Source organism: Ancylobacter sp. 3268 (assembly GCF_031456575.1).
Lineage (GTDB): Bacteria > Pseudomonadota > Alphaproteobacteria > Rhizobiales > Xanthobacteraceae > Ancylobacter.
In genome coordinates, this window is sequence record NZ_JAVDUX010000018.1 from 36,674 (window position 1) to 62,785 (window position 26,112).

Below are 26,112 nucleotides of genomic sequence, written 5' to 3' on the forward strand. Positions count from 1 at the left end.
TCAGCGAAGCATGCCCCAGCGGCGAACGGTGGCGCTTTCCAGTCCGCGAAACGCCACCGCCTCGACCAGCAGGCCGATGAGGATCACGGTTGCGAGGCCGGCGAACACACGGTCGGTATAAAGTTCGTTGCGCGCCCTGAAGATGAACCAGCCCAGACCGCCGGAACTTGAGCTCACGCCGAACACCAGCTCGGCGGCGATCAGCGTGCGCCAGGCAAAGGCCCAGCCGACCCGCATTCCCGAGATGATCGCCGGCAATGCCGAGGGGATCAGGATCTGCCGCACATAGGCGGCGCCGGTCAGTCCATAATTGCGGCCAACCAGGCGATGGGTTTCCGGCACGCCCTCAAAACCCTGAAGCGCCGCCAGTGCAAACGGCCAGACCACCGCATTGATCAGCACGAAGAGCAGGCTCGCCTCGCCGAGGCCGAACCACAGCAAGGCCAGCGGCAACAGCGCGATGGCCGGCAGCGGGTTCAGCATGGCGGCCACCGTCTGCAGGGCATCGCGCACGAAGCTGTTGGCCGCGGCGATGGAGACGATGATGGTGGCGATGACGATCGCCGCCACATACCCTTTCAGCAGCACGGTCAGCGAGGCGCCGGCAGCGGCGAGCAGTCCCTCGTTCAGGCTCGCCGCGCGAAAGGCGGCAAAGGCCTCCAGGAAGCTCGGCAACAGAATGGGATTGTTCTGCCAGCGCGCCGCCAGTTCCCAGCCGAGCGCCAGCAGCACCAGCACGAGCAGGCGCCGGAACCACAGGGTGCGGCTCACGCGCCTGACGCCGTCACGCCAATGACGCGGCCCAGCCGCGCCGATCTCGGCACTGTGCACGGGAATATCAGTCATCGCTGCGCTCCTGCGTCACCGAACAGCGTCGCATGCACCTTCCGGCTCACGGTCTCGAAGGCGGCGGAGCCCAGGTCGCGTATGTCGAAAGCCGAGACGTCCAGCGTGGTGATGGTTCGTCCGGGATGGAGGCTGAGAAGATGCAGCCGCGTGCCGATCAGCACGGCCTCGTCGATATCGTGAGTGACGAATAGCAATGTCAGCCCGGTCTCGCGGGCGATGTCCATCAGGTCGCGCTGCATCTGCAACCGCGTGAGCGCGTCGAGCGCCGCGAAGGGCTCGTCCATGAGCAGCACATCCGGGCTCGCCGCCAGAGCCCGTGCGATGGCTGCGCGCTGCTTCATGCCGCCCGAAAGCGTGTGCGGATAGCTGTTCAGCACCCGCTCCAGCCCGACCCGCCGCAAGGCATCAGCGGCAATCTCACGTGCTTCGCCCTTTTTCTTGCGGCGAGCGACCACCAGCGGAAAGGCGACATTGTCCAGCACTGTCTTCCAGGGCAGCAGCTGGTCGAACTCCTGGAACACCACGATGCGGTCCGGCCCCGGCCCCTTGATGGGTCGTCCGCGCAGGCCGATAGTACCGGCGGTGGGCGTGAGGAACCCCGCCGCAGCCTTGAGGATTGACGACTTGCCGCAACCGGAGGGGCCGAGCAGTACCAGCCGCTCGCCTTCGGCAATGGTGAAATCCACCGTATCGACTGCCCGCACCGGACCGCGCTCGGTCGCATAGTCGAGGGTCAGGCCGCGTGCCTCCAACACCGGCACGGCCGTTCTCGTGTCTCGCGTCCTCTCTATGGCCGGGGCGAGCATCGCTCAGCTCCCCGCCTGGTCGTGCAGCTCGGGGAAAGTATAGCTCTTCCAGCTGCCCGGATCGGTCTTGATGGCGCCGGTGCGGAAGAGGAACGCGCCGAAGGCTTCGCTCTTCAGCGGCACCAGGGTGAACCGCACCTCGGGATTGTCGATGATCTGCTTGACGAAGGCCGGATCGAGCTTGGACTTCTCGATCTTCACGTAAGTGTCCGCCGCCAGCTGATGATCCTTCGCGGCGATTTCGGTCGCCTCCTTGAAGGCGCGGAAGAACGCCTCATAGGTCTTGGGATTGGCATCGCGCCATTTCAACGTCGTATAGGCGACGGTGGGGGTGAAGGGACCGCCCAGCACGTCATAGGAGGACCACACCTTGTGGACCTTGGGGTCCTTCAGCGCCTGCTCCTGGAATGGCGAGTTGGAGAGGTGCCCGGTAATCTCGGTGGAGCCGGAAATCAACGCGGCGGTCGCGTCCGGATGCGGCAGCGTCACCTGGAGGGAATCGAGCTTACCCTGATTGCCGGGGCCGAACTCCTTTTCGGCGGCGATCTGCAGGGTGCGCGCCTGCACCGAGACGCCGGCGGCCGGCGTGGCGATGCGGTCGTTCGGCCCGAAATCCTTGAGGCTCTTGATGTCCTGCTTATTGGTGAGGAGATAGTTCGGCGTTGCCCCGAAGGCGCCGACGATCTTCACCGCCCCCTTGGTGCGGTCCCACACGGTGAAGAACGGCCCGATCCCGGCCGAGGCGATATCGACCGAACCGGAGAGCAGCGCATCGTTCACCGCGTTGCCGCCGGAGAGCTTCAGCCATTCGACCTTGACGTCGATGCCGAGTTCCTTGGCGTGCTTCTCGATCAGGTTCTGGTCGCGCAGGATGTGGAAGGGAATGTAGAGCGTGCCGAACTGCTCGGAAATGCGGATCAGCCCTTCGGCCGAAGCCGAGCCGATGGCGGTGCCCAGCAGCGCAAGGGAGAGCGTCGCGGCCCGGAAAAAACGTTTCATTCACGAGATCCTTGAGGTCGAGCGCCGGCTTTCCTCGCGCGAGATTTCCCCTCGCTGCGGCGGCGCATGAATGGAAGATTGAACGTGAAGGCCGCGCGCCGTCAGCGCGTGGCGCTACATCGTTCCCTGGACCGGGCGGCGCCGCTCATGGCTTCACTCCGCCGCAATGGCCAGGGGATGGGACGAGCGACGCACCGCCAACGTCGCCTCGTGCACCAGCCGCTCGAAGCGCCGCTCCGCCGGCTCGCCGATCAGCGCGGCGCCGGACCATTCACGGTCGGTGAGGAACAGGCCGGTGCCGAGCGGCTGCGCCTGGAAGAAGGCGAATAGCGGCCGCAGCTGATGTTCGATGACGAGGGCGTGGCGCTCGCTGCCGCCGGTCGCCAGCAGTGCCACCGGTTTACCCACCAGGCCGCCATAGTCGACGAAGTCGATGAAGTGCTTGAACAGGCCGGAATAGGAGCCCTTATAGACCGGCGAGCCGACCACGAGGAGATCCGCCGCCTCGACGGCAGCGAAGGCGGCCGTTTCCTCGCGCCCGGCCGCCTCGCGCGAACGCATTGCACCGAGCTGCGGCAGGCGTGAGACGTCGACGACCTGCGCCCGGGCGTCGAGTTCGCGCGCGAGCCGCTCCGTCACGAACTGCACCAGCCCGAGGGTGCGGGACGGCGCCGAGAGGCTGCCGCTGATGCCGACAATGTTCAGCCCGCCGCTCATGACTGCGACACCTGCCGGACGGGGCGATAGTCATTGGCGATGGTTTCGCCGAACGGACCCGTATTCACGGTCGCGGACGCGCGGGCGATGTCGTGGTTGAGCTTCAACCGGGGCAAAACAAGCTCGGCGACGCGATAGGCTTCCTCCAGATGCGGATAGCCGGAGAAGATGAAGCTCTCGATGCCGAGCTCCGCATATTCCTCAATGCGCGCCGCCACCGTCGCTCCATCGCCCACCAGCGCGGTCCCGGCGCCGCCGCGCACCAGACCGACACCCGCCCACAGGTTCGGGCTCACCTCGAGCTTGTCGCGCCGGCCGCCATGCAGCGCCCGCATCCGCGCCTGGCCCACCGAATCCAGCCGCGCGAACACGCTCTGCGCCGCCGCGATCGTCGCGTCGTCGACATGGCTGATCAGTTCCTCCGCCGCTGCCCACGCCTTGGCATTGGTCTCGCGCACGATGACATGCAGCCGGATGCCGAAGCGCACCTTGCGCCCGCGCGCCTCCGCCTGCCGCCGCACCTCGGCGATCTTCGCCTTCACCGCCGAAGGCGGCTCGCCCCATGTCAGGTAGACGTCGACATGCTCGGCCGCCACCGCGTTCGCCGCCTCCGACGAACCGCCGAAATACAGCTTCGGCCCGCCCGCCTGCACCGGCGGGAACAGCACCGAGGCACCCTCCACTTTCAGGTGCTTGCCTTCATAGCTCACCGTCTCGCCGGCCAGCAGCGGGCGGTAGATGTCGAGGAATTCCCGCGTCACCTCGTAGCGCTGGTCGTGGTCGAGGAAGATCCCGTCGGCGGCGTTCTCCACCGGGTCGCCGCCGGTGACGATGTTGATCAGCAGCCGCCCGTCGGCGATGCGGTCAAGCGTGGCAGTCATCCGTGCATAGAGCGTCGGCGAGGCGAGCCCCGGCCGCACCGCCACCAGATAGCGCAGCTTCTTCGTCACCGGCGCCAGCGCCGAGGCCACCAGCCAGGAATCCTCGCAGCTCTTCCCCGTCGGGATCAGCACCCCGTAGAAGCCCAGCGTGTCCGCTGCCTGCGCCACCTGACGCAGATAGTCCAGCGTCACCGCCCGCCCCCCCGTCGCCGTCCCAAGGTAGCGACCGTCCCCGTGCGTCGGCAGAAACCACAAAACATCAAGGCCGGAGCCGGCGGTCGGGGGCAATGTCGTGAGCGTCATCGTCAAAACTCATGGAAAATGGACGTGATGGATGTGCGGAGCCAGGCATCACCGCGCCTGGTTCAGGAGCAACATCGAAACGTGCGCCTCATATCCGCCAATCCTCGCCCGTCGCGACCACCGCCGCGCTTCTCGCCCCAAGAAGAACTCAGGAGCGGCAACAGGTCAACATATTTTCTATAGACTCTATGGTAATTAGCGTCAATCACAGGAATGACTCGTGCAACGTCTTGCACGGCAATAAAAAACCCGCCGGCCACAATGACCGGCGGGCTTGTCTGGATGACGTCGATGGATGTGAGGATCAGACCACGGTCACGTCGAGCGTGCCAACACCGTCGACACCACCTTCCATGCGATCGCCGCGCACAATGGCGCCGACGCCCGCCGGCGTGCCGGACATGATGATGTCGCCCGCCACCAGCGTGAACAGGCCGGAAAGATAGGAGATCATCTCCGGCACCTTCCAGATCATCTGGTTCAGGTCGCCGCTCTGGCGCAGTTCGCCATTCACCTTCAGCCACACCTTGCCATCGGTGGGATGGCCGATCTGCGAAGCCGGCACCAGCGCGGAGCAGGGCGCGGAAGCCTCGAAAGCCTTGCCGACTTCCCACGGGCGGCCGAGCTTCTTGGCCTCGCCCTGGAGGTCGCGGCGGGTCATGTCGAGGCCGACGCCATAACCCCACACATGGTCCATCGCGCTCTCGACCGGGATGTTCACCCCGCCCTTGCCGATGGCCACCAGCATTTCGAGCTCGTAATGCACGTCCTTGGACTTGTCGGGATAGGGGAAGGTGCCGCCGGTGATGACGTTGTCCGGGTTCTTCTGGAAGAAGAAGGGCGGCTCCTTGTTCGGATCATGCCCCATCTCGATCGCGTGCTCGGCATAGTTGCGGCCGACGCAGTAGATGCGGTGGATGGGGAACAGCTTGTCGCTGCCGGCCACCGGCAGGGTCGGGATGCCCGGCGGGGTGATCACATAGGCGGTGGTGTCAAGCGGTGCGTTCATCAGCGGACTCCTGCATAATATTCGACGCGTTTTTCGATGTTCTCAATCAAGGCTGACAGTCCCATCGCCACGGCGAACAGGATGATCGTCAGTGCCCAGAAGTTTTCCATGTCGAAATTGCGCGAGTAGAGCTCGAACAATTCGCCATAGCCGATGATGGAAACGAGCAACTGCCCGATAACCACGCCCTTCACGCCGCGCACCATGCCAAGGCGGATGCCGGCGAGGATTTCCGGCAAGGCGGCGAGAAGGATGATCTTGGTATAGAGGCGAAGCCCCCCTGCCCCATAGCTGCGCCCCATCTCCTCAAGCGAGCGGGGAACCGCCTGGATGCCGGCGCGGGTATCCAGCACGATGATCCACACCGCGAAGAGGAAGACAGTGACCACCACCGTGGTCTCGCCCATGCCGAACAGGATCATCAGTACCGGCACCAGCGCCGAGAGCGGCGCCGACACGAAGATGTTGACCCAGATGCCGAACAGATTGTCCGCCACCGGAAAGCGGCCCATCAGCAGGCCGAGCACCACCCCGACGACGATGGCGAGCGCCATGCCGATGACGAAGCTGTTCAGCGTGGTCAGCGCCGCCGCCTGCCAGGTACCGGTCTGCACCAGCGAGAACGCCGCCACCAGCACGTCGGAAAGCGGCGGGACCAGGAAGGACAGGCCGAGCTGCCCGACGATTTCCCAAATGACGCACCACGCCAGCAGCGAGGCCATCATCGGCACGCGATAGCCGAAAAGAGTCATCGTCCGCTCCTAATCGACATAGCGCTTGAGGCCCTGCCAGATCTCCTCGACGGTATCGAGGTAGCCCTGGTCGCGGCGGATGGCATCGGGACTGGCGGTGCGATCGATCTCCGGCTCGATGATCTGCGCCACCCGGCCGGGGCGACGCGACAGGATGACGATGCGGTCCGAACAGTAGACCGCTTCCTCGATGGAATGGGTGACGAAGATGAAGGTCTTCTTCTCCAGTTCGACGAGGCGCAGCAGATCCTCCTGGAACTTGCGGCGGTTCTGCTCGTCCACCGCCGAGAACGGTTCGTCGAGCAGCAGCACGTCGGCGTTCACCGCGAAGGCACGGGCGAGACCGACACGTTGCCGCATGCCGCCGGAGAGTTCGTGCGGATACTTCTCCTCGAAACCGGTGAGCCCCACTTCGGCGATGTATTTCCGGGCGATCGCCTGCCGCTCGGTCTTGCCCATGCCCTTCAGCTCCAGCCCGAAGGCGACGTTGCGCATCACCGTCGCCCAAGGCATCAGCGCGAAATCCTGGAACACGAAGGCACGTTCCGGGCCAGGCCCGGTCACCGGCACGCCGTTCACCCGCACCTCGCCGCTGGTCGCGGGAATGAGGCCGGCAATGATCTTGAGCAGCGTGGTCTTGCCGCAACCGGAGGGGCCGAGCAGCGTCGTCAGCTTGCCGGCCGGAAAATCGAGGTCGATGGAGCGCAGCGCCTCCATGTCCGCATACATCTTGCTGATGCCGCGCACTTCGACGGCGGCGTCCGGCGACGGTGTTTCGACGGCGGTGGTCGCCGCGGCTGTTATGTTGCGCATGGCTCAGCCCTTTCGCTTCTCGGGACGCAGTACCCGGACCTCGAAGGCCTCCAGAGCGGACAGCGTCAGCGTCGAGACGAGGATGATGGAAACGACGGCGGCATACATTTCGGGATAGTCGGCCACCGACCGGTGATAGGTGATGAGATCGCCGATTCCGGTAGGCGTGATAAGCAGTTCGGCGAGAATGACGCCGATGAAGCCGGCGGCGAGGCCAAGTCGTAAGCCGGCAAAGATTACTGGCGAGGCGTCGGGCAGGATGATCTTTACGATCCTTTGCCACCAGCTGCCCTGAAAGGAGCGGCACATGTCGACCAATGACGGATTGGTGTTTCGTACTGCCTTGTAGCCGTTGAGGGCGATCACCGGGAGGGCCAGCATCACCACCGCCAGGGTCTTGGACACCAGGCCGATGCCGTAGACGAAGGTGATCAGCGGAATGAGCGCCGCCATCGGCGCCGCCTGCAGCACGACGAACACCGGCGCGACGAGCCATTCGGCAAAGCGCGAGAGGCCCATCACGATGCCCAGACTGACGCCGAGCACGGCGGAGATGCTGATGCCGATCACCAGCGGCTGCAGGGTCTCGGCATAGGCCGCGACGAAGGCGCCGTTGAACAGCATGGTCAGGAAGGCGCGCAGCGTCTCCAGGAAGGTCGGAAAGGCGAAGCTGATCGGGATGCGGCCGGCGATCTCCCAGATGAGAAAGAACAAACCTATGGAGGCGGTTCGCCAGAGGGCCGTGCGATGCTCCAGAAGCTTCCCCCAGAAGGAGGAAGCCCCGGTGCCCGAAATAGCTCGCGGGGAGCCATTTGCGTGAGCGGGTGCCGACATGCCACCCGCCTCAATTGGTGCCGACTTTGCCGAGCACGCGGTTGAGCGGCTCGAGCGCCCAGAACTCCTCGACCTTCAGGCTGGCCGGCTCGCCGGTCAGCTGGCCCGAGAGGGTGTAGAAGGCGAAGTCGTCCTTGGCCGCCGCGGCGCCGCCGCCATTGAGCGGAAAGGCCTTTCCTTCCGCCAACTCGGTGAAGTACGGCGTGATTTCCGCCACCTGATCGGCCGGCAGGTCGGGCAGCAGCTTGTACTTGGCGCGCCATTCGGCGACCACGGCCGGGTTCTTGGTGACCTCGCGCCACGTGGTGAGGATCGACTCGACGATGACGTCGACCTCCTTCGGGTTCTTCTCGAGATAGTCCTGCCGCGCGAACAGCGCCTCGTCGGTGGCGTTGACGCCATCCATCGGCAGGATGACGAACTTGCCGGGGGCCTTCTGCTCCAGCAGCCGGCGTCCATTGGAATCGACGATGGTCGCCTTCACATTACCCTGCAGCAGTGCGCCGGTGCGCACTTCCGAGCCGGGGATGTAGCTGATCTTGGAAAACTTGATCCCCTGCTTCTGCTCCATCAGCCTCATGATGGCCTCGGTGCCGGAACCGCGCGAGTGCACCGCGACCTCCTGCCCGTTCAGGTCCTTCCAGCTCTTGTAGAATTCGGCATTGACCGCCGGATAGAAGCGCAGCGTCGAGAGCTGCAGGAAGATGCGTACCGGCACCTTCACCTTCTGGATCAGCGCATAGGGCCCGCCGACGCCAATATCCGCCTGCCCGCTGACCACCGCCTGGGCGGCGATGTCCTCGGACTTCAGATAGGTCATCTCGATGTCGACCCCCTTCTGCTTGGCGAGCTCGAAGGCCGCCAGCAGATGCAGATTCTCGACGCTGGCGATGTCGCCATAGGCGACGCGCACCTTGGCTTCGGCCTGCGGCGCAGCCAGAACGGCGGCGCCGAAACCAATGATAAGTGCCACGCCCGACGCGCCGCACAGCCCTTTCACGATATTCTTGAGCATTTCCAGTCTCCCGTGAGTGCCGAGCGGTTGGTTCCGCCCCCTGGCCAACCGCCGAAATATTCCGCGAGGTTGAATACCAATTATCATTTGGTTTACATTGGGCCTGTCGCATGGTCAAGTTCAAATCGGCTTGACCCAAGGCGCGCACCACGACATAGATTGAACCAATTCCATATTTGGTTGATGCGCATGGACATGTTGACCGACGCCGATCCGCACGCTGAAAAGAGCACCGTCACCCAGTTGCGGGCCTTTCTTGCCCAAAGCGACCTTGCCGATGAGGGGCGACTGCCGCCGGAACGGGAGCTGTCGGCGGCGCTCGGCGTCTCGCGCACCGAACTGCGCAAGGCGCTGGACGTCCTGGAATCGGAAGGGCAGATCTGGCGGCATGTCGGCAAGGGCACCTTCATGGGCAGCCGGCCGCTGGACACCTTCGCCGACATCACGGCGCTGGCCCGGCGCTCCAACCCCGCCGAGGTGATGCGCGCCCGCATCGTGATCGAGCCGGAGATCGCCCGCGCCGCCGCCTTCACCGCCACGCCGGCGGACATCGCCGAGATGCGGCTGTGCCTCGCCCGCTCGCGGCAGGCCGACAGCTGGCGGCAATATGAGGGCTGGGACACCCGCCTGCACCGCACCATCGCCGAAGCGACGCAGAACGGCCTGCTGCTCGGCCTGTTCGACACGCTGAACGCGGTGCGCCGCGCCGTCACCTGGGGGCGGCTGCGCGCCCTGCCCGTCAAGCCGGCACCGGACCACCACAGCTTCAAGGAGCATGAGGCGATCGTCGACGCCATCGAGCATCGCGACATGGCCGGCGCGGCCAATTTCATGCGCAATCATCTGCGCACCGTCGAGCGCAAGCTGCTCGACAAGCAGTTGCGGGCCGCCGAAGAGGGCTGATTTCGCCACCGCCTCTCAACCAATCGGATGATTGAATCCACACCGGTTGCGTTCTCATGGGGCTGCCGATAGGCGCACACCGGCGATGCGGCACCCGACAGCCAGGCCGGTGCGGTGTACGGTCGAGCCGATCCGGCTCCATGGGCGGATGATCCGGCCGCTATCAGGAAAGCCACGGGTGTCGGATGCGGCGAGGGCTGCTAGGCTGGCGCGCCGCACCGCCATATTGGGGCTCCGCCGTGACAGATTCCGCCGCGACCGCTGCCATCCCTGCCCTGCTCGTCATCAATGCGGGTTCCTCCAGCATCAAGTTCAAGCTCTATCGGGTGGAGGGCGACGACATTGCGCTGGTGCTCGGCGGCGCGCTCGACGGCATTGGCCGGCTGCCCCGGCTTCGGGTCAAGGATGCCGCCGGCGGCGCGCTGGTCGACCGATCCTTCGGCGCCGACGAGATCGCGACCGCCACCACAGCGCAGCATGTGATCGGCGACTGGCTGCTGCCGCGGATCCGCGATTATCGCATGATCGGCGTCGGCCACCGCGTGGTGCATGGCGGACCGGTCTATTCCGGGCCGGTGCTAGTCGACGACGCGGTGCTGGCGACCCTGAACGGCTTCATCCCGCTGGCGCCGCTGCACCAGCTCAGCAATCTCGATCCCATCCGCGTGCTGCGCGAACGCCGCCCGGACCTGCCGCAAGTTGCCTGCTTCGACACCGCCTTCCACCGCGGGCATCCGGAACTCTCCGAGCGCTTCGCCCTGCCGCGCGCGCTTTATGACGAGGGCGTCCGCCGCTACGGCTTCCATGGGCTTTCCTATGAATATGTCGCCTCGGCGCTGCGGCGGACCGAGCCGGAGATCGGCCGCGGCCGGGTCGTGGTGGCGCATCTCGGCTCCGGCACCTCCGCCTGTGCGCTGAAGGAAGGGCGCAGTATCGAATCGACCATGGGTTTCACCGCGCTGGACGGCCTGCCCATGGGCACCCGCTCGGGAGCGCTGGACCCCGGCGTGGTGCTGCACCTCATCGAGCAGAAGGGCCTCTCCGCCGCCGAAGTCGGTCGCATGCTCTATAATGAAAGCGGGCTGCTGGGCCTGTCCGGCATCAGCAACGACATGCGCGAACTCATCGCCAGCCCCGCGCCGGAGGCGGCGCTGGCGGTGGAGTTCTTCTGCCTCAAAGTGGCGCAGGCGATCGCCGCGCTCGCCACCACGCTCGGCGGGCTCGACGCTCTGGTCTTCACCGCCGGCATTGGCGAGCATTCGCCGGAGGTGCGCGCCCGCATCGCTGGGCGGCTGGCCTGGCTCGGCGCAAGGCTGGATCCGGAGGCCAATGCCGCCGGCGCGGCGCGCATCGAGGCGGCCGGCAGCACCGTTCCGCTGCTGGTCGTGCCGACCGACGAGGAGCGCATGATCGGCCGGCACACGCTGAGGATGCTGGCATCGCTGCGCGACTAGGGCGCGGCCGCCGACGCGACGGGCGGGCTGCACATCGAGCGCGAATATCGCTCCAGAACAGGCATCGAGGTTGCGCCGTTCATCGGCGCACCGGGCGGCGCGGATGGCGCGCCTGTTGGGCGTGATGCCCGTCTTCTCGATGTCGGCAAAACCAGTCGCGCGGGGCGGGCCTGCCGGCCCGGGAACGCCGCATGGCCGGCGAGCGGGCCGACCCCAGGGAATGAGAGGCCGGAAATGATCAGGGCGGAATCCGACCCGAGGTCCGATCCCGCCCTATCAAACAATATCGAAACAGCGCTTCAGCACCATGTCCGGTCGGAAGAGCCGGCCATATGGCCGGCGGCCGATCAGAACTTGTAGTTCACGCCGAGGCGAACCACGTTGGTGTTGATGTGACCCCAGCTGTCGCTGGTGCCCGGCAGTTCAGCCTTGGTGTCCGGATCGCCGATGTAGAGGTATTCACCCTTGACGGTCCAGTTGTCGGCGAAGGCGTATTCGACACCCGCACCCACGGTCCAGGTCCAGTAGTCGGCCGAGGAGTCGTAGGCGACGCCGTTGATCGAGCCGCTGACCGAAGTCTGGCCATAGGCCGCACCGGCGGTGCCGTACACCAGGACGCGATCCCAGGCGTAGCCGATACGGCCGCGGATGGTGCCGAAATAATCGGTGTCGAAGTCGTTGCCGTACCAGGTGGAGCCGGCGATGCCGCCATAGCTGCCGCTGCCGGCGACGCCCTGAATGTCAGCCTCGACACCGAACACCCAGGCATCAACCTGGTAGTTGTAGCCGATCTGGCCGCCATAGGTGAAGCCGTTGCCGCTGCCGGCCCAGCTGCCGACGCCATAGCCGTCGATGGTGGAGCCGCCCGAACCGTCCGACCACGTGTAGCCGAGGTTGGCACCGATATAGAAGCCGGTCCAGGTGAACACCGGAACCGCGACGACGGCGGCCTTCACCGGATACTTGGCGGCCAGGTCGGCAGCAAGGGCCGGGCTGGCCAGAGCGACGACGCTAACAGCAGCAAGGAGAAGTTTCTTCATGGCCAGCACCCTTGAAATCTGAAGTTGGCGAACAGCTAGGCAGCGTCAGAACCAACAACCACAGGAATTCGTATGCCGGGATAATGCCGCAACGCAGCGGCAGAGGAAATGATAAATATGTCACACGGCCAAGTCTTTGTTGGCTCAGCCGGCGGCGCCTCCCTCCTGGACGGCTGGCGGTGGGCCTCGATCGCAGTGTTGGAGCACCTGCCATGCGGCCTACTGCCCGCTATCGCGGTCGCGTATACATAGTTAATCCTTGATTTTCAGCGTTAATATTCTCTGTTTTTTTCCGAGAATAAAGTCTTTCATCACATGAGCGATACAATTCATGTTGGCAACAGCGCTGAGGCGGGGATAATTCAGCGTCGTTCAATTGTGGCAATCGCGTGCATTTCAACGCCACATTATGATTCTTTGGATAATCGCCGGTTGTGCCAAGAATCTACGGGCGCACGGCCAGGGTTGCACTGGCTTTTCGCAACCGCGCGGTGTTGCGCCTGCGCGAGCTGGTTGCGGTGACGCAAGGTAATCGGCGGTGGTCGACGCAGGCTGTGGCAGTTTGGCAACGCCTCTTCGGCGAAATATCGACAGGCAGTCCGCTACCGCACGCGGCTTAAATTCCTCACGGCAGCATCTCGTCCGGCACCGGGAATGGCCGGAAATCGGGAGTGCCGTCGGTGCGCGGCAGGCGGCCGGCCGCGAGTTCGACATCGTGCCAGTCGTTCCACGCCTTCCAATAGGCGATGCGCATGGGCGACTCGCTGAATTGCGAGATGGCGCCGGCGCCGTGCTGGGTAAGCGACAATCCGTGCCGCCGGCCGAGCGTCAGCACCATGCCGATGCCCGAGAGCGCCGAGGAGCCGAAATGCAGCCGCACCCGCTGCTGGAACTCGCGATCGGCGCCGAAGCGCACCGAATCGAACAGGCCGACCTTTTCGAACACGTCGGCGGCGAAGAAGGTCGAATGCGGGCATTCCTCGATGTAGCGGCCGCGCAGGCCGCATTCGATGGTGGCGTCCGATCGCACCCGCAGCCATTGCGAACTGGTGCATTTGAGCTCCGGCCGGCCGTGCATCGCCCGCAAATGATGCGCGACATGGGTGCGTAGCCAGAAATCGTCGGAATCGCACAAGGCGACATAGTCGCAACCCGCCCGCAGCGCCTCGGCGATGCCGAGATTCTTCGCGGCGTAGGTGCCGACATTGCGCGGTGTGCGCAGATAGGTGAGCCGGCCGGCGGCGGCCAGCGGCGCGCAGACCGCCTGCGTGCCGTCGCCCGAGCAATCGTCGACGATGATCAGACGCACCCCCGGCACGCTCTGTCCGAGCACGCCTTCAATGGCGCGGGCGATATGGTCCTGTGCATTGAAGGCGGTCATCACCACCGCCACCCGCGCCTCCGGCGCCTCCACGTCGCGGCTGAGATCGGTCACCGTGTCGATGCCGAAGGTCTCCCAGGCGAGTTCCATCTCATAGCGGCGGAACACCTCGCGCAGGATCGTGGTGTTGCCGCCATCCAGGCTGAGGATGTTGTGAAGCGCGATCAGATACTCCACCGGAGCCGGCACTTCCGGCGTCTGGGTGATGTCGATGACGTGGCGGATCGACATTTCCGCCTGATGCACGCGGCCGAGCTCGATACTGTACTCGCTGTACAGCACCTGGCCGGCGACCGTGGAGCGGCCGTGCAGCACCCCGGTCTTCTCCAGCAGCATGCAGGCCTGCTGCTTGTCGTCATAGGAGGCCAGCACCGCCTTGTTGACCAGCGGCTGGCGCAGCAGCGGCCGGATCCGCGCCCATTCGTCGAGCCAGGCACGCGCCTCGTCGCGGCGCCCGAGACGGAACGCGGTGTACCAGAGCCCCTCCAGGAAGCGGGTATCGACCTCCCGCCCCGGCGGCCGGCGCGCCGCCGCGCGGCTGAGCAGATCATAGGCGCGCTCGAAATAGCGCACCTGGAGATAGTGCCGCACGGCGATGTCGAGCAGCATCTGCCGCTCCGGCCCGACCGATTCCGGCGTATCGAGCCATTCGAGCATGCGCAGCGCCACCGAACGCTGCGCGTGGAAGAAGTCCTCCAGCCAGTTGCCCAGCGACTGCCGGCCGAACGCCTCGGCGAAAAGCCCGGTGCGCAGCACGTGCCGCAGCAGGGCATCGACCTGCTCATGCGGGATGCGCCGCAGCGCCGCCGCCAGCTCCCGCTGCAGGTCCGCCTGCATCACCGCCGGCTCCGGCAGCGGCGGCAGCACGTCGCGCATGCGCGGGATGCGGCGCTCGGGCTCGCGGGCGCTCAGTTCGGCGGCATGCCTGGCGAAGGCGGCGCTCGTATGCACCGCCGCGACCTGATCGGCGATCCAGCTGGCCAACCCGCGCTCGCCGCCGGCGGCCAGATAGCTGACGACCAGGTTGGACGCTTCGTCGCGCACCGCGAAAATCGGGTGGTCGCCTATGGCGGGGAACCCGGTCTCGTGCAGGAAGGCGCGGAACTTCCGGAAGCCGGCCAGCACGGGCCTCACATAGGCGGGCAGGAACTCGTGGGATTGGGACTCGTGGGATTGGGACTTGTGGGATTGGGACTTGTGGGATTGGGACTTGGCCAAGGTCATCCGTCCGCAAATTGATACCGGGGCGGTCGTCGCGATCGCGGCGACGGCTCAGGTCCGGTTTAGAGGCTCCGCCGCGGCTTCACAATCGGCGCCGCTCACAGCTCGGCGCTGCCCGGAAGCTCGGCGACGAGGGCATCGAGGGCGAGCCGCACCCGCAAGGGCAGCTGCGGCGCCTGCGGCCACAGCGCATAGGTGGTGAAGACCAGCTGGGGCAGGTTTTTCATCACCGGCACCAGGGTGCCGGCACGGACCCGGTCGCGGATCAGCCAGCAGGGCAGCCAGGCGAGGCCGTGGCCGGCTTCGGCCGCCTCGGCGATCGCTTCCAGATCGTCGAAGCGCAGCCGGCTCGGCGGCGTCGCCTCCAGCGGCCGCCCCGCCTCGAAGGGAAACTGCCAGCTGCGGATGCGCCCCGCCCGTCCATAGGTCACGGCGTGGTGGGCGGCGAAATCCTCCAGCCCGCTGGGCGCGCCGTGCGCAACGAGATAGGACGGCGCCGCGCACACCACCATGCGCTGCAGCCCGACCGTGCGCGTCATCAGCCCCGCGCCGTCGCCGATCGCCGCGTTGCGGATGGCGAGATCGAAGCCGTCTTCGATGAGATCGACCGGCCGGTCGCTGAAGGAAAGGTCGAGCTCCAGCCTGGGGTGCCTCGCCGCCAGCGCGGCCAGTACCGGGGCGACGCAGCGGCGGCCGAACAGCACGGGAACCGAGACCCGCAGACGTCCCGTCGCCTCGCGCCGCCCCGATTCCAGCACCGCCTGGGCCGCCCGCACCTCCTCCAGCGCGCGCTGGCAGCGCTCGTAATAGAGCTGCCCGTCCTCGGTGAGCGCCTGGCTGCGCGTGGTGCGGTGAAACAGCCGGGTGCCGAGCCGCGTCTCCAGCCGCGCCACCGTCTTGGCCACCGCCGAGCGGGTGAGGTGGGTGCGCTCGGCGGCGGCGGCGAAGCTGCCGGCTTCCACCGCGGCGACGAAGACATCGAGGCCGTTCAGCATCTCGCGCATCTGATCGTGTCCTCTGCGGATACAATATCGGGAGCTTTTATCCCCACCGCATCCTACTGATCAACGATACATGGAAAGCCACCCTACCGCGCAAGCAGGAGCTGGCAATGAACGAAACTATGAAACGCTGGGAGATGAACGGGCTCGGCCGCGGGCAGCTGCGATTGGAGACCGTGGCGCGCCCTGCCCCGCAACCGGGCGAGGTGCTGGTGAAGGCCGCCGCGGTCTCGCTGAACTATCGCGACAAGCTGATGATCGAGACCGGCATGGGCCTCGCCCTCGCCTTTCCCTTCACCCCGGCCTCCGATCTCGCCGGCACGGTGGTCGAGACCGGCGAGGGAGCCGGCCGCTTCCGCGCCGGCGACCGGGTGATCTCCACCTTCGCTCCCGGCTGGATCGACGGCAGGCCGCGCGGCGATGCCCGCCGGCCGCCCTATCGGACGCTTGGCGGCACCTGTCCGGGGGTGCTGGCCGAATATGTCGCCTTTCCGGAGGACTGGTTCGTCCGCGCACCGGCGACGCTGGGCGATGCGGCGGCAAGCACCCTACCCTGCGCCGGGCTCACCGCCTGGTTCGCCCTGATCGAGACCGGGCGGCTGCATGCCGGCGAGACCGTGCTTATCGAAGGTACCGGCGGGGTCGCGCTGTTCGGCGTGCAGATCGCGCGGGCGCACGGCGCCGAGGTGATCGTCGTTTCCAGCAGCGCCGACAAGCTCGCGCGGGCGAAGGCGCTCGGCGCGCGCCACGGCATCGACCGCTCGCGGGAGGATTGGGTGGAGGCCGTGCTGACGCTGACCGGCGATCGCGGCGTCGACCATATCCTCGAAACCGTCGGTGGTCCCCATACCGGCAAGGCGGTGCAGGCGACGGCGGTGGGCGGGCGCATCTCGCAGATCGGCGTGCTGGAGGGATTCGAGATCGTCGCGCCGGGCGGCCCGCTCATGCTCAAGAACGTCACGCTGCAGGGGATCAGCGTCGGCCATCGGCGGGGGCTGGAGGACTTCGTCGCGGCTGTCGAGCGCACCGGCATCGAACCGGTGATCGACGCCCGCTACCCCCTCGCCGCGCTGCCGGACGCGCTCGACCATCTCGAGCGCGGCGCCTTCGGCAAGGTCGTGGTGGAGATGGCGTAGCCGGCACGCCGTGGAGTGCCGGGCTGGCTTTCAGACGCGATCGGCGATGCGGATGAGAGCCAGCCCGCTTTCTTCGTCGACCCGCTTGTGCAGATGCGCCGGCGTTTCGGTGAGGATGATCTCCAGCGTCGGACGCACCTCGCCTTTCGTGAGATGGCCCGCCAGCGCGGTGCCGTCCCGGCGCCCGAGTACCACATGCACGTGGATGGCCGGCTTGCCTCGCGGATCCAGCGCAACGTCGCCGGACAGCGAGGCCACCTCGACCTGCTCGTCGACCGGGATCTTGTCGTAGGATTTCCGCTCCCAGTCGAAATAGCTGATCACCGCCGCGCGGAACGCGCCGATCGCCGAGAAATGGGCGGCGGTCAGCTGCTCGCGCTCGGCGAAAGCCTGAAGCGACGCCATGGCCTCGTCGCCGGTTTCCAGGATGATGGCGAATGTGCGCAGGCCACCGGCCTCGGCGAGCATCTTCGTCTGCACGGAACACCTCGTCGTCGGTTTCAACGGGGCAACGGCGCAGGCCGGCAGACGTTCCATCCTCCGCGCGCCGGTCGGCCACCGCGCCGGCCGTTCCGCCGATGCAGGTCACGCGTGCCGGAGCGGATCTCTGCGCGATCTTTGTTTGTAAATATTACAATCAAGCGGCGCGCGGACGGAAGCGGGGGCCGCAATGAACTTGCCGAGGCTCGATCTATACTGTCGCCTATTTGACGATCACCGATGCAATGGCGTAAGCCGGCCTTGCAATCCGCCATCGGACGCTCGCCTTCAGGAAGGACACCGCTTGAACCCGCCGCTCATGTCGTCCTTGCCCGACGCGGTCGATGAGGTCGCTCCGCCGCTGTTCGACCTCGACGAGGTGCGCTTCGACGTGCCCGGACGGGTGCTGCTGGAGCCGCTGACGCTCGTGCTGCCGACGGGGCGGGTGATCGGGCTGATCGGCCATAACGGCTCCGGCAAATCGACGCTCCTGAAGATACTCGCCCGCCAGCAGCCGGCCTCCGGCGGCACGGTGCGCTTCGCCGGCCGTGCGCTCGGCGAGTGGACCGACCGCGGCTTCGCCCGCAAGCTCGCTTATCTGCCGCAGGCCGCGCCGCCGGCCGCCGGCCTGCTGGTGCGCGAGCTGGTGGCGCTCGGGCGCTATCCCTGGCACGGCGCGCTCGGCCAGTTCTCCGACATCGACCGGCGCAAGGTCGACGAAGCGATCGAGCTGACCGGCATCGCGCCCTTTGCCGACCGGCTGGTCGATACGCTCTCCGGCGGCGAGCGCCAGCGCGCTTGGCTGGCGATGCTGGTGGCGCAGGATGCCGAATGCCTGCTGCTCGACGAGCCGACCTCGGCGCTCGACATCGCCCACCAGCTCGAGGTGCTGACGCTGGTGCGGCGGCTCTCCGCCGTCAAGCAGCTCAGCGTGATCGCGGTGCTGCACGACATCAACATGGCGGCGCGCTTCTGCGACGAGATCCTCGCCCTGCGCCAGGGCCGCCTTATCGCCCGCGGCACGCCGGCCGACATCGTCACGCCGCCGCGCCTGGAGGCGATCTACGGCGTGCGGATGGAAGTGCTGGCGCGGGCCGACGGGGCGCTGCTGGCCGCGCCGCTCTGAGCTCCGCCCGCCGTTGCCGGAGCGGCGGCCGATCCCGTTAAGGAGCGGCCGCCGCGAGGTTCGCGCCGTGGACGGGCAACGCCGCCCGGTTCAAACGACCGCCGTCTGGCGCGTGCGCACGCCGAGCAGGACGATGAGCGCGGCGGAGAGCAGCACCACGCTGGCGACGGCGAACACGCCGGCGGCACCGTCGAACTCGAACACCAGGCCGCCGCCGGCGGCGCCGACCGAGATCGCCAGCTGCACCGCGGCGACGAGCAGGCCGCCGGCGGTCTCCGCCTGATCGGGCACCGTGCGGGTCAGCCAGGTGGACCAGGCGACCGGCACCGCGCCGAAGGCGAGGCCCCACAGCGCGATCAGCGCCGCATGCCCCATCGGGCTGCCATGCAGGGTGACGAGGCCGATGCCAAGCGCGCCCATCAACAGCGGCATCGAGAGCAGCGCCAGCTTCAGGCTGCGCTCGATCAGCGGTCCGGCCAGCAGCGTGCCGACGAAATTGGCAAGGCCGAAGCCGAGCAGCATGCCCGACATCGCGCTGATGCCGACGCCGGTGACCGTCTCCAGGAACGGACGGATATAGGTGAAGACGGCGAAGTGGCCGGCAAAGGCCAGCATCGCCGCCAGCATGCCGAGCGCGATACCTGGCCGGCGCAGCACCTCGCCCAGGGTGCGCAGCCCGGCCGAGCCGGTCGGCGCCATGCGCGGCAGGGTGATGAGCTGGGCGACAATGGTCAGCACGCCGAGGCCGGCCACCAGCAGGAACACCGCCCGCCAGCCGATGAGATGGCCGAGATAGCTGCCGACCGGCGCAGCGAAGATGGTCGCCGCCGAGACGCCGGAGAAGATCATCGACAGCGCCCGCGGCACCAATGCCTCCGGCACCAGCCGCATGGCGAGCGCCGCCGACATCGCCCAGAAGCCGCCAATGGCGATGCCGAGCAGCACCCGCCCCACCAGCAGCAGCGTCAGGCCCGGCGCGAAGGCGACGAGCAGGTTGGAAACCACGAGCAATACGGAGAAACCGATCAGCAGATGCCGCCGGTCGATGCGCTGGGTGACGGCGGCGACCAGCAGGCTGGCCACCAGCGCCACCAGCGCCGTCGCCGTCACCGCCTGGCCGGCGGCGCCCTCGGTGATGCCGAGTTCCGCCGCCATCGGCGTCAGCAGGCTCGCCGGCAGGAACTCCGCCGTGACCAGCCCGAACACGCCGAGCGTCATCGCGCCGACCGCAGCCCAGGCCGGCTGCTCCTGTGCCTCGGCGACGTCTTCAAGGGTGAGCGATTCGCTCATTCACGAATCCTTTCGAAGGATTGATGTTGCATGGCAGCACGCTAGGCTGGATTTGCCGGACGATATATGCCAGCGTGTCCGGCATGCTTGATCATTCGTCCGATAGTGCTGCGCTGCGCTCGGTGACGCCGTCGCCCGATGTGGTGAGCGAGCTTCTGGTGGGCATGCGCCTCGTCGGGCTGAACTACCGGCGGATCCAGATCTCACCGCCTTTCGGCCTCGGCTTCGGCCGGGCGGAGGCGCGGGCACAGTTCCATTTCGTCGCCAAGGGAAGCGTGTTCTTGCGCCGGCCGGGCGAACCCGACCAGAAGCTGGAGACCGGCTCGGCGGTTCTGCTGCCGCATGGCGGCGCGCACGACCTCGTCTCCGAGCCGGATGTGCCGAGCCGCGAGATCGCCGACTTCTGCGCCGCGCCGCTGTGCCGGACGGTCGGCGACATCAAGGAGTGCGCCGAGGATGTCTGCCGCAGCAGGGATGTGGTGATCTTCAGCGGCTGCATGGGCTTCGAGCTCGGCAGCCTCAACCCGCTGGTGGCGATGATGCCGGAGGTGATGTCCGTCGCCACGCTGCTGGACCGCTATCCGGAAATCCTGCCGATGCTGGAGGCCATGGAGCGCGAGGCGCGCGGCGACCGCGCCGGCTTTGCCGGTATCCTGGCCCGGCTCGCCGAGGTGGTGTCGGCCTTCGTCGTACGGGCCTGGATCGAATGCGGCTGCGGCGCCGCCACCGGCTGGGCGGCGGCGCTGCGCGACCCGCGCCTCGGCCGGGTGATCGCCGCGGTGCACCGCGATCCCGGCCGCGACTGGACCGTCGCCGATCTCGCCGCCGAGATGGGCGCGTCGCGCTCGGTGTTCGCCGAACGCTTCCTCGAGGTGACCGGCGTGACGCCGCTGCGCTACCTCACCGATCTGCGCATGCGGCTGGCAGCGCAGTGGATCACCCGCGACCGCGTCTCGATCGAGGACGCCGCCCATCGCCTCGGCTACGGCTCGCAGGCGGCGTTCAGCCGGGCGTTCAAGCGGGTGGTGGGACGCGCGCCGGGCGCCCTCCGCGCCGGCACACGCGCCACCGCCGACGCTGCCGAATAGCGGCGCGCGCCGAGCCGCCTAGCCTCGATTGGCCTTCCTGACGATGTCGACCAGCTTCGGCACATACTCGTCGCCATGGCCGAGGCCGACGGCGAGGGCGAAGGAATTGCGCACCGCCGCCCCCACCGGATTGCCGCTGCCGAGCGCATTGGCGAGGCTCACCAGATAGGTGGTGTCCTTGAAGGCGTTGTCGAGCGTGAATTTGTGCGCCTCGGGATCCTTGTCCAGGAACCATTTGGAGAAGGTCTGGTAGAAGCCGCAATCCATCCGCCCGCCACGGACGACGCTGTCGAAGGTCGTGTCGGTGATGCCGGTCTTGTCGGCGATCATCAGCGCTTCCGCATAGAGCGCGGCATAGCCCATCGACAGGAAATTGTTCAGAAGCTTCATGGTGTGGCCGGAGCCGGTCGGCCCGGTATGCACCACCTTGCCGGCAAAGGCGTGGAGGATCGGCGCGGCGCGGGCGAACGCCTCGTCGCTGCCGCCGGCCATGACGTCGAGCGTGCCGGCTTCCGCCTCGGCCGGGGTACGCCCGAGCGGCGCGTCGATCAGGGTGATTCCGTCGGCCGCCAGCGCTGCCGACAGCTTCAGCGTCACCGAGGGATCGGAGGTGGAGCAGTCGATCACCAGCAGCGGCCGGCCGGCGGCGCGCAGGCCGTCAGCGCCTTCGAACAGCGCCTGCACCTGCGGCGAGCCGGTGACGCAGAGCACCACCACGTCGACCTGCGCCGCCATCTCCCGCGGCGTCTTCGCCTCGACGGCGCCGAGCGCGACGAGGCTGTCGACCGGCGCCCGGTTGCGGTGCCCCATCACCGTGAGCGGCCATCCCTTGGTGACGAGGTTCTTCGCCATCCCATGGCCCATGAGGCCGACGCCGATAAAGCCGATGCGTTCTTTCGTCATGACCTGTCATCTATGTGTGAGGGCCGGGGCGGCTCTACCGCCATCCCCGGCGGCTGTAGAGATAGCGCTGGAACGAGCGCAGGTCGGAGCAGCGCAGATGCCGCGCCGCAGCGGCGTCGCCGGCTTCGATCGCCATCACAAGTTCGTCCTGTATGTGCAGGGTGAAGCTGACGAAATCCGGATCGTGCGGCACGTCCACCGCGAGGCAGGAGGCGATGAACGGCGCGTAGCGCAGCCGCAGCCGCATCACCATGTCGATCAGCACCGGCGATTTCGAGCCATGCACCAGCGCGATGTTCCATCCCCGTATCGCCTTCATGGTCGCAAGGTGGTCCCTCTCGGGATAATGCACCCGCATGGTATTGGTGTGCCCGTAGAGCGGCTGGGCCTCCTCCGGGCATTTGCGGGCCGCGAACTGCGCCGCGGCCTCGCCTTCCAGCAGCATGCGGATGGTCCAGATCTCGTCCGCCTGCTCGCGCGAGAGCTGCGGCACGCGGACCGATCGTCCCGGGATCACCTCCAGCGCGGAATCGGCCACCAGCTTGCTGACCGCCTCGCGGACCGGTTGCATGCTGGTGTTGAGGAGAGTGGCGAGCTTGCGCAGGCTGATCCTGGTATCGGGCAGCCAGGCACCGTCGACGATGCGGCTTTCCAGCTCCCGATAGGTGTGATGCGCAAGCGTCGAGCTCGACAGTCCGGGTCGATCCACCACGCTGTCTTCGACCATGCCGCTCCCTCCAGGATATTGCCTTTGCCGGCGGCAATATCACGGAATCCGCGTTTATGTACCGGCCTTGGCGGCGAGCTGCGGGGTGAGCTCCGTCATCGTCCTGGCGAACAGATCGATGGCCTCGTCGCAATCCGCCCGGGTGATGGAGAGTGCCGGCGAGAACGACACCACCTCGATGAACGGCAGCGCGCGGATCATCAGCCCGTTTTCCTGCGCCTTCGACGCAACCAGGCGATGCACCGCGTCGCTAGCCTGGAAGGGACGGCGCGTCGCACGGTCGGCGGTGAACTCGACGCCGATCATCAGCCCCTCGCCGCGCACCTCGCCGACATGGGGATGCTCGGCGAGCCGCTCGCGCAGGCCGGCGAGCAGATAGGCGCCGGTGCCGGCGGAATTGGCGACCAGCCCTTCCCGCTCCATGATGTCGAGATTGGCCATGGCGATGGCGGCGCCGACCGGATGGCCGGAATAGGTGAAGCCGTGCATGACCGGGCCGAATTCGGCCGAGCCGGCCTCGAACACCTTCCACATCCGCTCGGAAATCACCGAGGCCGACATCGGGAAATAGGCGCTGGTGAGGCCCTTGGCCAGGGTGACGATGTCCGGCTTCAGCTTGTAGAGGCCGGTGGCGAACCATTCGCCGGTGCGGCCGAAGCCGGTGATGACCTCGTCGGCGATCAGGAGGATGTCGTGGCGGTCGAGCACCGCCCGCACCCGCTCGAAATAGCCGGCCGGCGGGATCAGCACGCCGCCGGTGCCCATGATCGGCTCGGCGATGAAGGCGCCGATGGTGTGCGCGCCCTCGCGGGCGATCAGCGCCTCCAGATCGGCGATCAGCCGGTCGCAGAAAGCGGCCTCGCTCTCGCCGGCCGCCGCGAAGCGGTAATAGTGCGGGCAATCGGTGTAGAAGACCTCGCCTTCGGGCAGGCTCCACGCCTTGTGGTAGGACGGAATGCCGGTGAGCTGGGCCGCTGCCATGGTCAGGCCGTGATAGGCGCCCATGCGGGAGATGATCTTCTTCTTCTCCGGCGTGCCGCGCAGATTGGCGTAGTAGCGCACCAGCTTGAAATTGGTGTCGTTGGCGTCGGAGCCGGAGGTGCCGTAGAACACCCGCGCCAGATGATCGGCGCCGGCATGGTCGTGGAACAGGCCGAGAATGCGGTCGGACAGCCGGATGGTGGCCTCGTTGGAGGCCGAGCCGAACAGGTGCCAGTAATTGAGGTCGAGGATCGCCTGCTTGGCCGCCTCGGCGATCTCCGGCCGTCCATAGCCGATGTTCACGCACCACAGGCCGCCGGAGCAATCGAGGATCGGCTTGCCCTTGTGGTCAGTCAGGCGCACGCCCTTGGCGGTGCCCATGATCTGCGGCCCGTTGGCCATGTGCTGGGAGATGGAGGTCAGGGGATGGAACAGGCTGTTGCGGTCCATCTCCTCGAGCGAATAATTGCTGTCGGGCGTATCGAGATCGAGCATTTCACCGGCTTTCTGTGGCGCGCGGCATGAGAGGGCCGGGCCTTGCGGCACCGGCTCAGGGAAATCGGAAGGGGTGGGGATCAGTTCTTGTCGAGCTTCACGAACAGCACCCAGAAGAACGCGCCCATCACCGGCAGCGTCACCGCCAGCAGGATGGTGGTGAGCGAGAAGATGATCGGCACCTGCGACTGCTGAGACGCCGCCATCGCCCAATTGTAGATCGGCATGGTCGTCTCGATGCCGCGCACGAACAGCGAGCGCGGCAGTTCGTTGAACGACAGCAGGAAGCCGAAGATGCCGGACCCGAGGATGCCCGGGCGCAGGATCGGCATCTCGATGTCCCAGAAGCGCCGCCAGGGCGAGGCGCCGAGATCCTCCGCCGCGTCGAGCAGCCGGAGGTCGAAGCGGCTGGCGACCACCAGCACCAGCAGGATGCAGAAGGGCAGCGCCCATACCAGCTGGGCGAGGAAGATCGACCACAGGCCGAGCGTCAGGTTGAGCATGGTGCGCAGGAAGATGAACAGCGCCGCGCCCATGGTGAGGCCGGGCACGAAGAGCGGCATCAGCACCAGCAGCAGCGGGGCGCCCGGCCGCGGCATCCGCGTCAGCGAGCGGCCGACCAGCGTCGACAGCACCATGCACACCAGCGCCACCCCGGCGCTCATCAGCAGACTGGTGTTGAGCGGCGGGCGCCAGCGCGTATCGGCGAACAGCGTGGCGTAGTTCTGCAGCGTCAACGGATAGGGCACGCCCGAGAGCGGGTTGGCGGTGAAGGACATCACCGCCAGCCAGACCAGCGGGATGTAGATCATCACGATGGCGAAGCCGCCGGCGAACGTGGCCAGCGTCGTCCAGTGGCGGGAGGTTCCCAGCCGGCGGCGGGCGCGGGGCGGCGCGACGGCGCGCTCGGAGTAGGTTTCCATGGCGGCGGTGGACATGAGACCCTCCCTCAGCGGCGCATCGCGACGAACATGGCGGCGAGATCGGTTCGCCGGCGGGCGACGAGGATCAACGCCGCCAGGCAGATGCCGAGCAGCAGGATCACCAGCGTCGAAAGCGCCGCCGCCGTCGGATATTTCAGCTGCTGCAGCGCCGAGTTGACCGAGTTGCCGAGCAGATCGACGAAGCCGCCGCCGAGCAGCTGCGGCTCGACGAAGGCGGCCATCAGCGGCACCAGCGTGAACACCACGCCGGCGACGATGCCCGGCAGCGCCAGCGGCACGATGACGTGGAACAGCGTCTGCGCCGGGCTGCCGCCGAGATCGCTGCTCGCCTGGATGAAGTCGTCGTCGATCAGCGCGATCGACATGAAGATCGGGAACACCATGGTGGGGAAATGCGTGCCGAGCAGGCCGAAATGCACGGCGAACTCGGAATAGAGCAGCCATTCCACCGGCTGGTCGACGACGCCCAGCCAGAGCAGCGCCGTGTTGATGGCGCCGTTGGTGCCGAGGATCGAGCGCCAGACGATGATCCGCGACGCCGCATCGAGGAAGAACGGGATGGTCAGCAGGGTGATGACCGCCGCCTTGAACGTCTTCGAACGGCACCCCTTGGCGAGCCACAGCGCGAAGGGAAAGGCGAGCAGGAATTCCAGGACCGTCAGGGTGATGGCGATGCGCAGCGTGCGCACCACCGCCATCCAGCGGCCGGAATCGATCAGCGACACCCAGGTCGCCAGCGTCGGCTCGTAGACGACGCGGAACTGCCGCACCTGCAGAAAGCTGAACAGGACGATGACCACCAGCGGCACGATGACCAGGAGCGACCACGCCAGCAGGAAGCCCGGCACCAGCAGCTTCGAGGGCGCCAGCCTGTCGAGCGCGCGTTGCAGGAACGGTCGGCGCGGACCGACCTCTTGATGATCCAGTATCGCGGCCATCGGCAGGGCTCCTGGCAAGGGTGGGG

The 26,112-nt window shown here is 66.9% G+C and carries 25 protein-coding genes; 5 read left to right on the forward strand and 20 right to left on the reverse strand.

All coding sequences use genetic code 11. From position 1 onward, the window contains the following. The 10 genes from J2X65_RS21880 to J2X65_RS21925 all read right to left on the reverse strand — a co-directional run bounded on the left by J2X65_RS21880 (position 1) and on the right by J2X65_RS21925 (position 8,978). Positions 1 to 846, reverse strand: a complete 846-nt coding sequence (locus tag J2X65_RS21880) for an ABC transporter permease subunit (protein WP_310205800.1) — start codon at positions 844 to 846, stop codon at positions 1 to 3. Continuing rightward, on the reverse strand, positions 843 to 1,610 hold the full coding sequence (locus tag J2X65_RS21885; protein ID WP_310205802.1) for an ABC transporter ATP-binding protein: 768 nt from the start codon (positions 1,608 to 1,610) through the stop codon (positions 843 to 845). The genes J2X65_RS21880 and J2X65_RS21885 overlap by 4 nt, the downstream gene beginning before the upstream one ends. Before the next feature lie 48 nt (positions 1,611 to 1,658). Beyond that, a complete protein-coding gene (locus J2X65_RS21890; protein ID WP_310205804.1) occupies positions 1,659 to 2,654 on the reverse strand; it encodes an ABC transporter substrate-binding protein in 996 nt (331 codons plus the stop codon). A gap of 153 nt (positions 2,655 to 2,807) precedes the next feature. Then, positions 2,808 to 3,371, reverse strand: a complete 564-nt coding sequence (locus J2X65_RS21895; RefSeq protein WP_310205806.1) for an NAD(P)H-dependent oxidoreductase — start codon at positions 3,369 to 3,371, stop codon at positions 2,808 to 2,810. After that, positions 3,368 to 4,555: an FMNH2-dependent alkanesulfonate monooxygenase gene (ssuD, locus tag J2X65_RS21900; RefSeq protein WP_310205810.1), complete on the reverse strand. Its 1,188-nt coding sequence runs from the start codon at positions 4,553 to 4,555 to the stop codon at positions 3,368 to 3,370. Before ssuD ends, J2X65_RS21895 begins: the two co-directional genes overlap by 4 nt. A gap of 304 nt (positions 4,556 to 4,859) precedes the next feature. Continuing rightward, positions 4,860 to 5,564, reverse strand: a complete 705-nt coding sequence (locus tag J2X65_RS21905) for a fumarylacetoacetate hydrolase family protein (RefSeq protein WP_310205813.1) — start codon at positions 5,562 to 5,564, stop codon at positions 4,860 to 4,862. After that, positions 5,564 to 6,316 carry an ABC transporter permease subunit gene (locus J2X65_RS21910; protein WP_310205816.1) on the reverse strand — a complete coding sequence of 251 codons (753 nt, stop codon included), beginning with the start codon at positions 6,314 to 6,316 and terminating at the stop codon, positions 5,564 to 5,566. Before J2X65_RS21910 ends, J2X65_RS21905 begins: the two co-directional genes overlap by 1 nt. Before the next feature lie 9 nt (positions 6,317 to 6,325). Next, positions 6,326 to 7,129 (reverse strand): ABC transporter ATP-binding protein, encoded by an 804-nt coding sequence (locus J2X65_RS21915; protein ID WP_310205819.1) that lies wholly within the window; start codon positions 7,127 to 7,129, stop codon positions 6,326 to 6,328. A gap of 3 nt (positions 7,130 to 7,132) precedes the next feature. Beyond that, positions 7,133 to 7,963 carry an ABC transporter permease gene (locus J2X65_RS21920; protein ID WP_310205822.1) on the reverse strand — a complete coding sequence of 277 codons (831 nt, stop codon included), beginning with the start codon at positions 7,961 to 7,963 and terminating at the stop codon, positions 7,133 to 7,135. Positions 7,964 to 7,973: 10 nt separating this feature from the next. Continuing rightward, the gene (locus J2X65_RS21925) at positions 7,974 to 8,978 is read right to left on the reverse strand and encodes an ABC transporter substrate-binding protein (protein ID WP_310205825.1); all 1,005 of its coding nucleotides are present in this window, start codon (positions 8,976 to 8,978) and stop codon (positions 7,974 to 7,976) included. A gap of 189 nt (positions 8,979 to 9,167) precedes the next feature. Here J2X65_RS21925 and J2X65_RS21930 point away from each other — a divergent pair, with 189 nt between their 5' ends. Together J2X65_RS21930 and J2X65_RS21935 are read left to right on the forward strand one after the other, a co-directional pair. Continuing rightward, positions 9,168 to 9,881, forward strand: a complete 714-nt coding sequence (locus J2X65_RS21930) for a FadR/GntR family transcriptional regulator (RefSeq protein ID WP_404977779.1) — start codon at positions 9,168 to 9,170, stop codon at positions 9,879 to 9,881. A 266-nt stretch (positions 9,882 to 10,147) separates the two neighbouring features. Then, positions 10,148 to 11,335 (forward strand): acetate/propionate family kinase, encoded by a 1,188-nt coding sequence (locus J2X65_RS21935; RefSeq protein WP_310206020.1) that lies wholly within the window; start codon positions 10,148 to 10,150, stop codon positions 11,333 to 11,335. 347 nt (positions 11,336 to 11,682) lie between these two features. Here the strand turns inward: J2X65_RS21935 and J2X65_RS21940 are convergent, their stop codons facing one another. The 3 genes from J2X65_RS21940 to J2X65_RS21950 all read right to left on the reverse strand — a co-directional run bounded on the left by J2X65_RS21940 (position 11,683) and on the right by J2X65_RS21950 (position 15,981). After that, a complete protein-coding gene (locus J2X65_RS21940; protein ID WP_310205828.1) occupies positions 11,683 to 12,375 on the reverse strand; it encodes a porin family protein in 693 nt (230 codons plus the stop codon). Between the two features lie 625 nt (positions 12,376 to 13,000). Further along, positions 13,001 to 14,974, reverse strand: a complete 1,974-nt coding sequence (locus tag J2X65_RS21945; RefSeq protein WP_310205830.1) for a glycosyltransferase family A protein — start codon at positions 14,972 to 14,974, stop codon at positions 13,001 to 13,003. Positions 14,975 to 15,075: 101 nt separating this feature from the next. After that, on the reverse strand, positions 15,076 to 15,981 hold the full coding sequence (locus J2X65_RS21950) for a LysR family transcriptional regulator (RefSeq protein ID WP_310205833.1): 906 nt from the start codon (positions 15,979 to 15,981) through the stop codon (positions 15,076 to 15,078). A gap of 107 nt (positions 15,982 to 16,088) precedes the next feature. Here J2X65_RS21950 and J2X65_RS21955 point away from each other — a divergent pair, with 107 nt between their 5' ends. Then, entirely contained in the window at positions 16,089 to 17,114 is a 1,026-nt protein-coding gene (locus tag J2X65_RS21955) for an NAD(P)-dependent alcohol dehydrogenase (RefSeq protein WP_310205836.1), read from the forward strand. 30 nt (positions 17,115 to 17,144) lie between these two features. Here the strand turns inward: J2X65_RS21955 and J2X65_RS21960 are convergent, their stop codons facing one another. Next, positions 17,145 to 17,594 carry a DNA-binding protein gene (locus J2X65_RS21960; protein WP_310205838.1) on the reverse strand — a complete coding sequence of 150 codons (450 nt, stop codon included), beginning with the start codon at positions 17,592 to 17,594 and terminating at the stop codon, positions 17,145 to 17,147. A gap of 319 nt (positions 17,595 to 17,913) precedes the next feature. On the opposite strand from J2X65_RS21960, the gene J2X65_RS21965 reads away from it, so the two are divergent. After that, complete coding sequence (locus J2X65_RS21965; RefSeq protein WP_310206023.1) at positions 17,914 to 18,720, forward strand: ATP-binding cassette domain-containing protein; 807 nt, start codon at positions 17,914 to 17,916, stop codon at positions 18,718 to 18,720. 90 nt (positions 18,721 to 18,810) lie between these two features. Here the strand turns inward: J2X65_RS21965 and J2X65_RS21970 are convergent, their stop codons facing one another. Further along, positions 18,811 to 20,010 carry an MFS transporter gene (locus tag J2X65_RS21970; RefSeq protein ID WP_310205842.1) on the reverse strand — a complete coding sequence of 400 codons (1,200 nt, stop codon included), beginning with the start codon at positions 20,008 to 20,010 and terminating at the stop codon, positions 18,811 to 18,813. An 83-nt stretch (positions 20,011 to 20,093) separates the two neighbouring features. On the opposite strand from J2X65_RS21970, the gene J2X65_RS21975 reads away from it, so the two are divergent. Then, the gene (locus J2X65_RS21975) at positions 20,094 to 21,098 is read left to right on the forward strand and encodes an AraC family transcriptional regulator (RefSeq protein WP_310206025.1); all 1,005 of its coding nucleotides are present in this window, start codon (positions 20,094 to 20,096) and stop codon (positions 21,096 to 21,098) included. An 18-nt stretch (positions 21,099 to 21,116) separates the two neighbouring features. Here J2X65_RS21975 and J2X65_RS21980 read toward each other — a convergent pair whose 3' ends face one another. From J2X65_RS21980 to J2X65_RS22000, 5 genes are all read right to left on the reverse strand, one after another. Next, positions 21,117 to 22,001 carry an NAD(P)-dependent oxidoreductase gene (locus tag J2X65_RS21980; RefSeq protein WP_310205847.1) on the reverse strand — a complete coding sequence of 295 codons (885 nt, stop codon included), beginning with the start codon at positions 21,999 to 22,001 and terminating at the stop codon, positions 21,117 to 21,119. A gap of 34 nt (positions 22,002 to 22,035) precedes the next feature. Beyond that, a complete protein-coding gene (locus J2X65_RS21985; RefSeq protein ID WP_310205849.1) occupies positions 22,036 to 22,728 on the reverse strand; it encodes a GntR family transcriptional regulator in 693 nt (230 codons plus the stop codon). 54 nt (positions 22,729 to 22,782) lie between these two features. Then, positions 22,783 to 24,204 carry an aminotransferase gene (locus tag J2X65_RS21990; RefSeq protein ID WP_310205854.1) on the reverse strand — a complete coding sequence of 474 codons (1,422 nt, stop codon included), beginning with the start codon at positions 24,202 to 24,204 and terminating at the stop codon, positions 22,783 to 22,785. A gap of 80 nt (positions 24,205 to 24,284) precedes the next feature. Beyond that, positions 24,285 to 25,142, reverse strand: coding sequence for an ABC transporter permease (locus J2X65_RS21995; protein ID WP_310205857.1), 858 nt, complete (start codon positions 25,140 to 25,142; stop codon positions 24,285 to 24,287). Positions 25,143 to 25,153: 11 nt separating this feature from the next. Continuing rightward, positions 25,154 to 26,086, reverse strand: coding sequence for an ABC transporter permease (locus J2X65_RS22000; RefSeq protein WP_310205860.1), 933 nt, complete (start codon positions 26,084 to 26,086; stop codon positions 25,154 to 25,156). Positions 26,087 to 26,112: the final 26 nt, after the last annotated feature.

What these genes read in the sequence shown, in the direction of transcription:
- J2X65_RS21990 (WP_310205854.1), bottom strand. Translation starts at nt 24,204, where the DNA reads ATGCTCGATCTCGATACGCCCGACAGCAATTATTCGCTCGAGGAGATG.
- J2X65_RS21895 (WP_310205806.1), bottom strand. Translation starts at nt 3,371, where the DNA reads ATGAGCGGCGGGCTGAACATTGTCGGCATCAGCGGCAGCCTCTCGGCG.
- J2X65_RS21965 (WP_310206023.1), top strand. Translation starts at nt 17,914, where the DNA reads ATGTCGTCCTTGCCCGACGCGGTCGATGAGGTCGCTCCGCCGCTGTTC.
- J2X65_RS21930 (WP_404977779.1), top strand. Translation starts at nt 9,168, where the DNA reads ATGGACATGTTGACCGACGCCGATCCGCACGCTGAAAAGAGCACCGTC.
- J2X65_RS21980 (WP_310205847.1), bottom strand. Translation starts at nt 22,001, where the DNA reads ATGACGAAAGAACGCATCGGCTTTATCGGCGTCGGCCTCATGGGCCAT.
- J2X65_RS21905 (WP_310205813.1), bottom strand. Translation starts at nt 5,564, where the DNA reads ATGAACGCACCGCTTGACACCACCGCCTATGTGATCACCCCGCCGGGC.
- J2X65_RS21985 (WP_310205849.1), bottom strand. Translation starts at nt 22,728, where the DNA reads ATGGTCGAAGACAGCGTGGTGGATCGACCCGGACTGTCGAGCTCGACG.
- J2X65_RS21955 (WP_310205836.1), top strand. Translation starts at nt 16,089, where the DNA reads ATGAACGAAACTATGAAACGCTGGGAGATGAACGGGCTCGGCCGCGGG.
- J2X65_RS21915 (WP_310205819.1), bottom strand. Translation starts at nt 7,129, where the DNA reads ATGCGCAACATAACAGCCGCGGCGACCACCGCCGTCGAAACACCGTCG.
- J2X65_RS21995 (WP_310205857.1), bottom strand. Translation starts at nt 25,142, where the DNA reads ATGTCCACCGCCGCCATGGAAACCTACTCCGAGCGCGCCGTCGCGCCG.
- J2X65_RS21950 (WP_310205833.1), bottom strand. Translation starts at nt 15,981, where the DNA reads ATGCGCGAGATGCTGAACGGCCTCGATGTCTTCGTCGCCGCGGTGGAA.
- J2X65_RS21910 (WP_310205816.1), bottom strand. Translation starts at nt 6,316, where the DNA reads ATGACTCTTTTCGGCTATCGCGTGCCGATGATGGCCTCGCTGCTGGCG.
- J2X65_RS21925 (WP_310205825.1), bottom strand. Translation starts at nt 8,978, where the DNA reads ATGCTCAAGAATATCGTGAAAGGGCTGTGCGGCGCGTCGGGCGTGGCA.
- J2X65_RS21880 (WP_310205800.1), bottom strand. Translation starts at nt 846, where the DNA reads ATGACTGATATTCCCGTGCACAGTGCCGAGATCGGCGCGGCTGGGCCG.
- J2X65_RS21975 (WP_310206025.1), top strand. Translation starts at nt 20,094, where the DNA reads ATGCTTGATCATTCGTCCGATAGTGCTGCGCTGCGCTCGGTGACGCCG.
- J2X65_RS21940 (WP_310205828.1), bottom strand. Translation starts at nt 12,375, where the DNA reads ATGAAGAAACTTCTCCTTGCTGCTGTTAGCGTCGTCGCTCTGGCCAGC.
- J2X65_RS21920 (WP_310205822.1), bottom strand. Translation starts at nt 7,963, where the DNA reads ATGTCGGCACCCGCTCACGCAAATGGCTCCCCGCGAGCTATTTCGGGC.
- J2X65_RS21890 (WP_310205804.1), bottom strand. Translation starts at nt 2,654, where the DNA reads ATGAAACGTTTTTTCCGGGCCGCGACGCTCTCCCTTGCGCTGCTGGGC.
- J2X65_RS22000 (WP_310205860.1), bottom strand. Translation starts at nt 26,086, where the DNA reads ATGGCCGCGATACTGGATCATCAAGAGGTCGGTCCGCGCCGACCGTTC.
- ssuD (WP_310205810.1), bottom strand. Translation starts at nt 4,555, where the DNA reads ATGACGCTCACGACATTGCCCCCGACCGCCGGCTCCGGCCTTGATGTT.
- J2X65_RS21970 (WP_310205842.1), bottom strand. Translation starts at nt 20,010, where the DNA reads ATGAGCGAATCGCTCACCCTTGAAGACGTCGCCGAGGCACAGGAGCAG.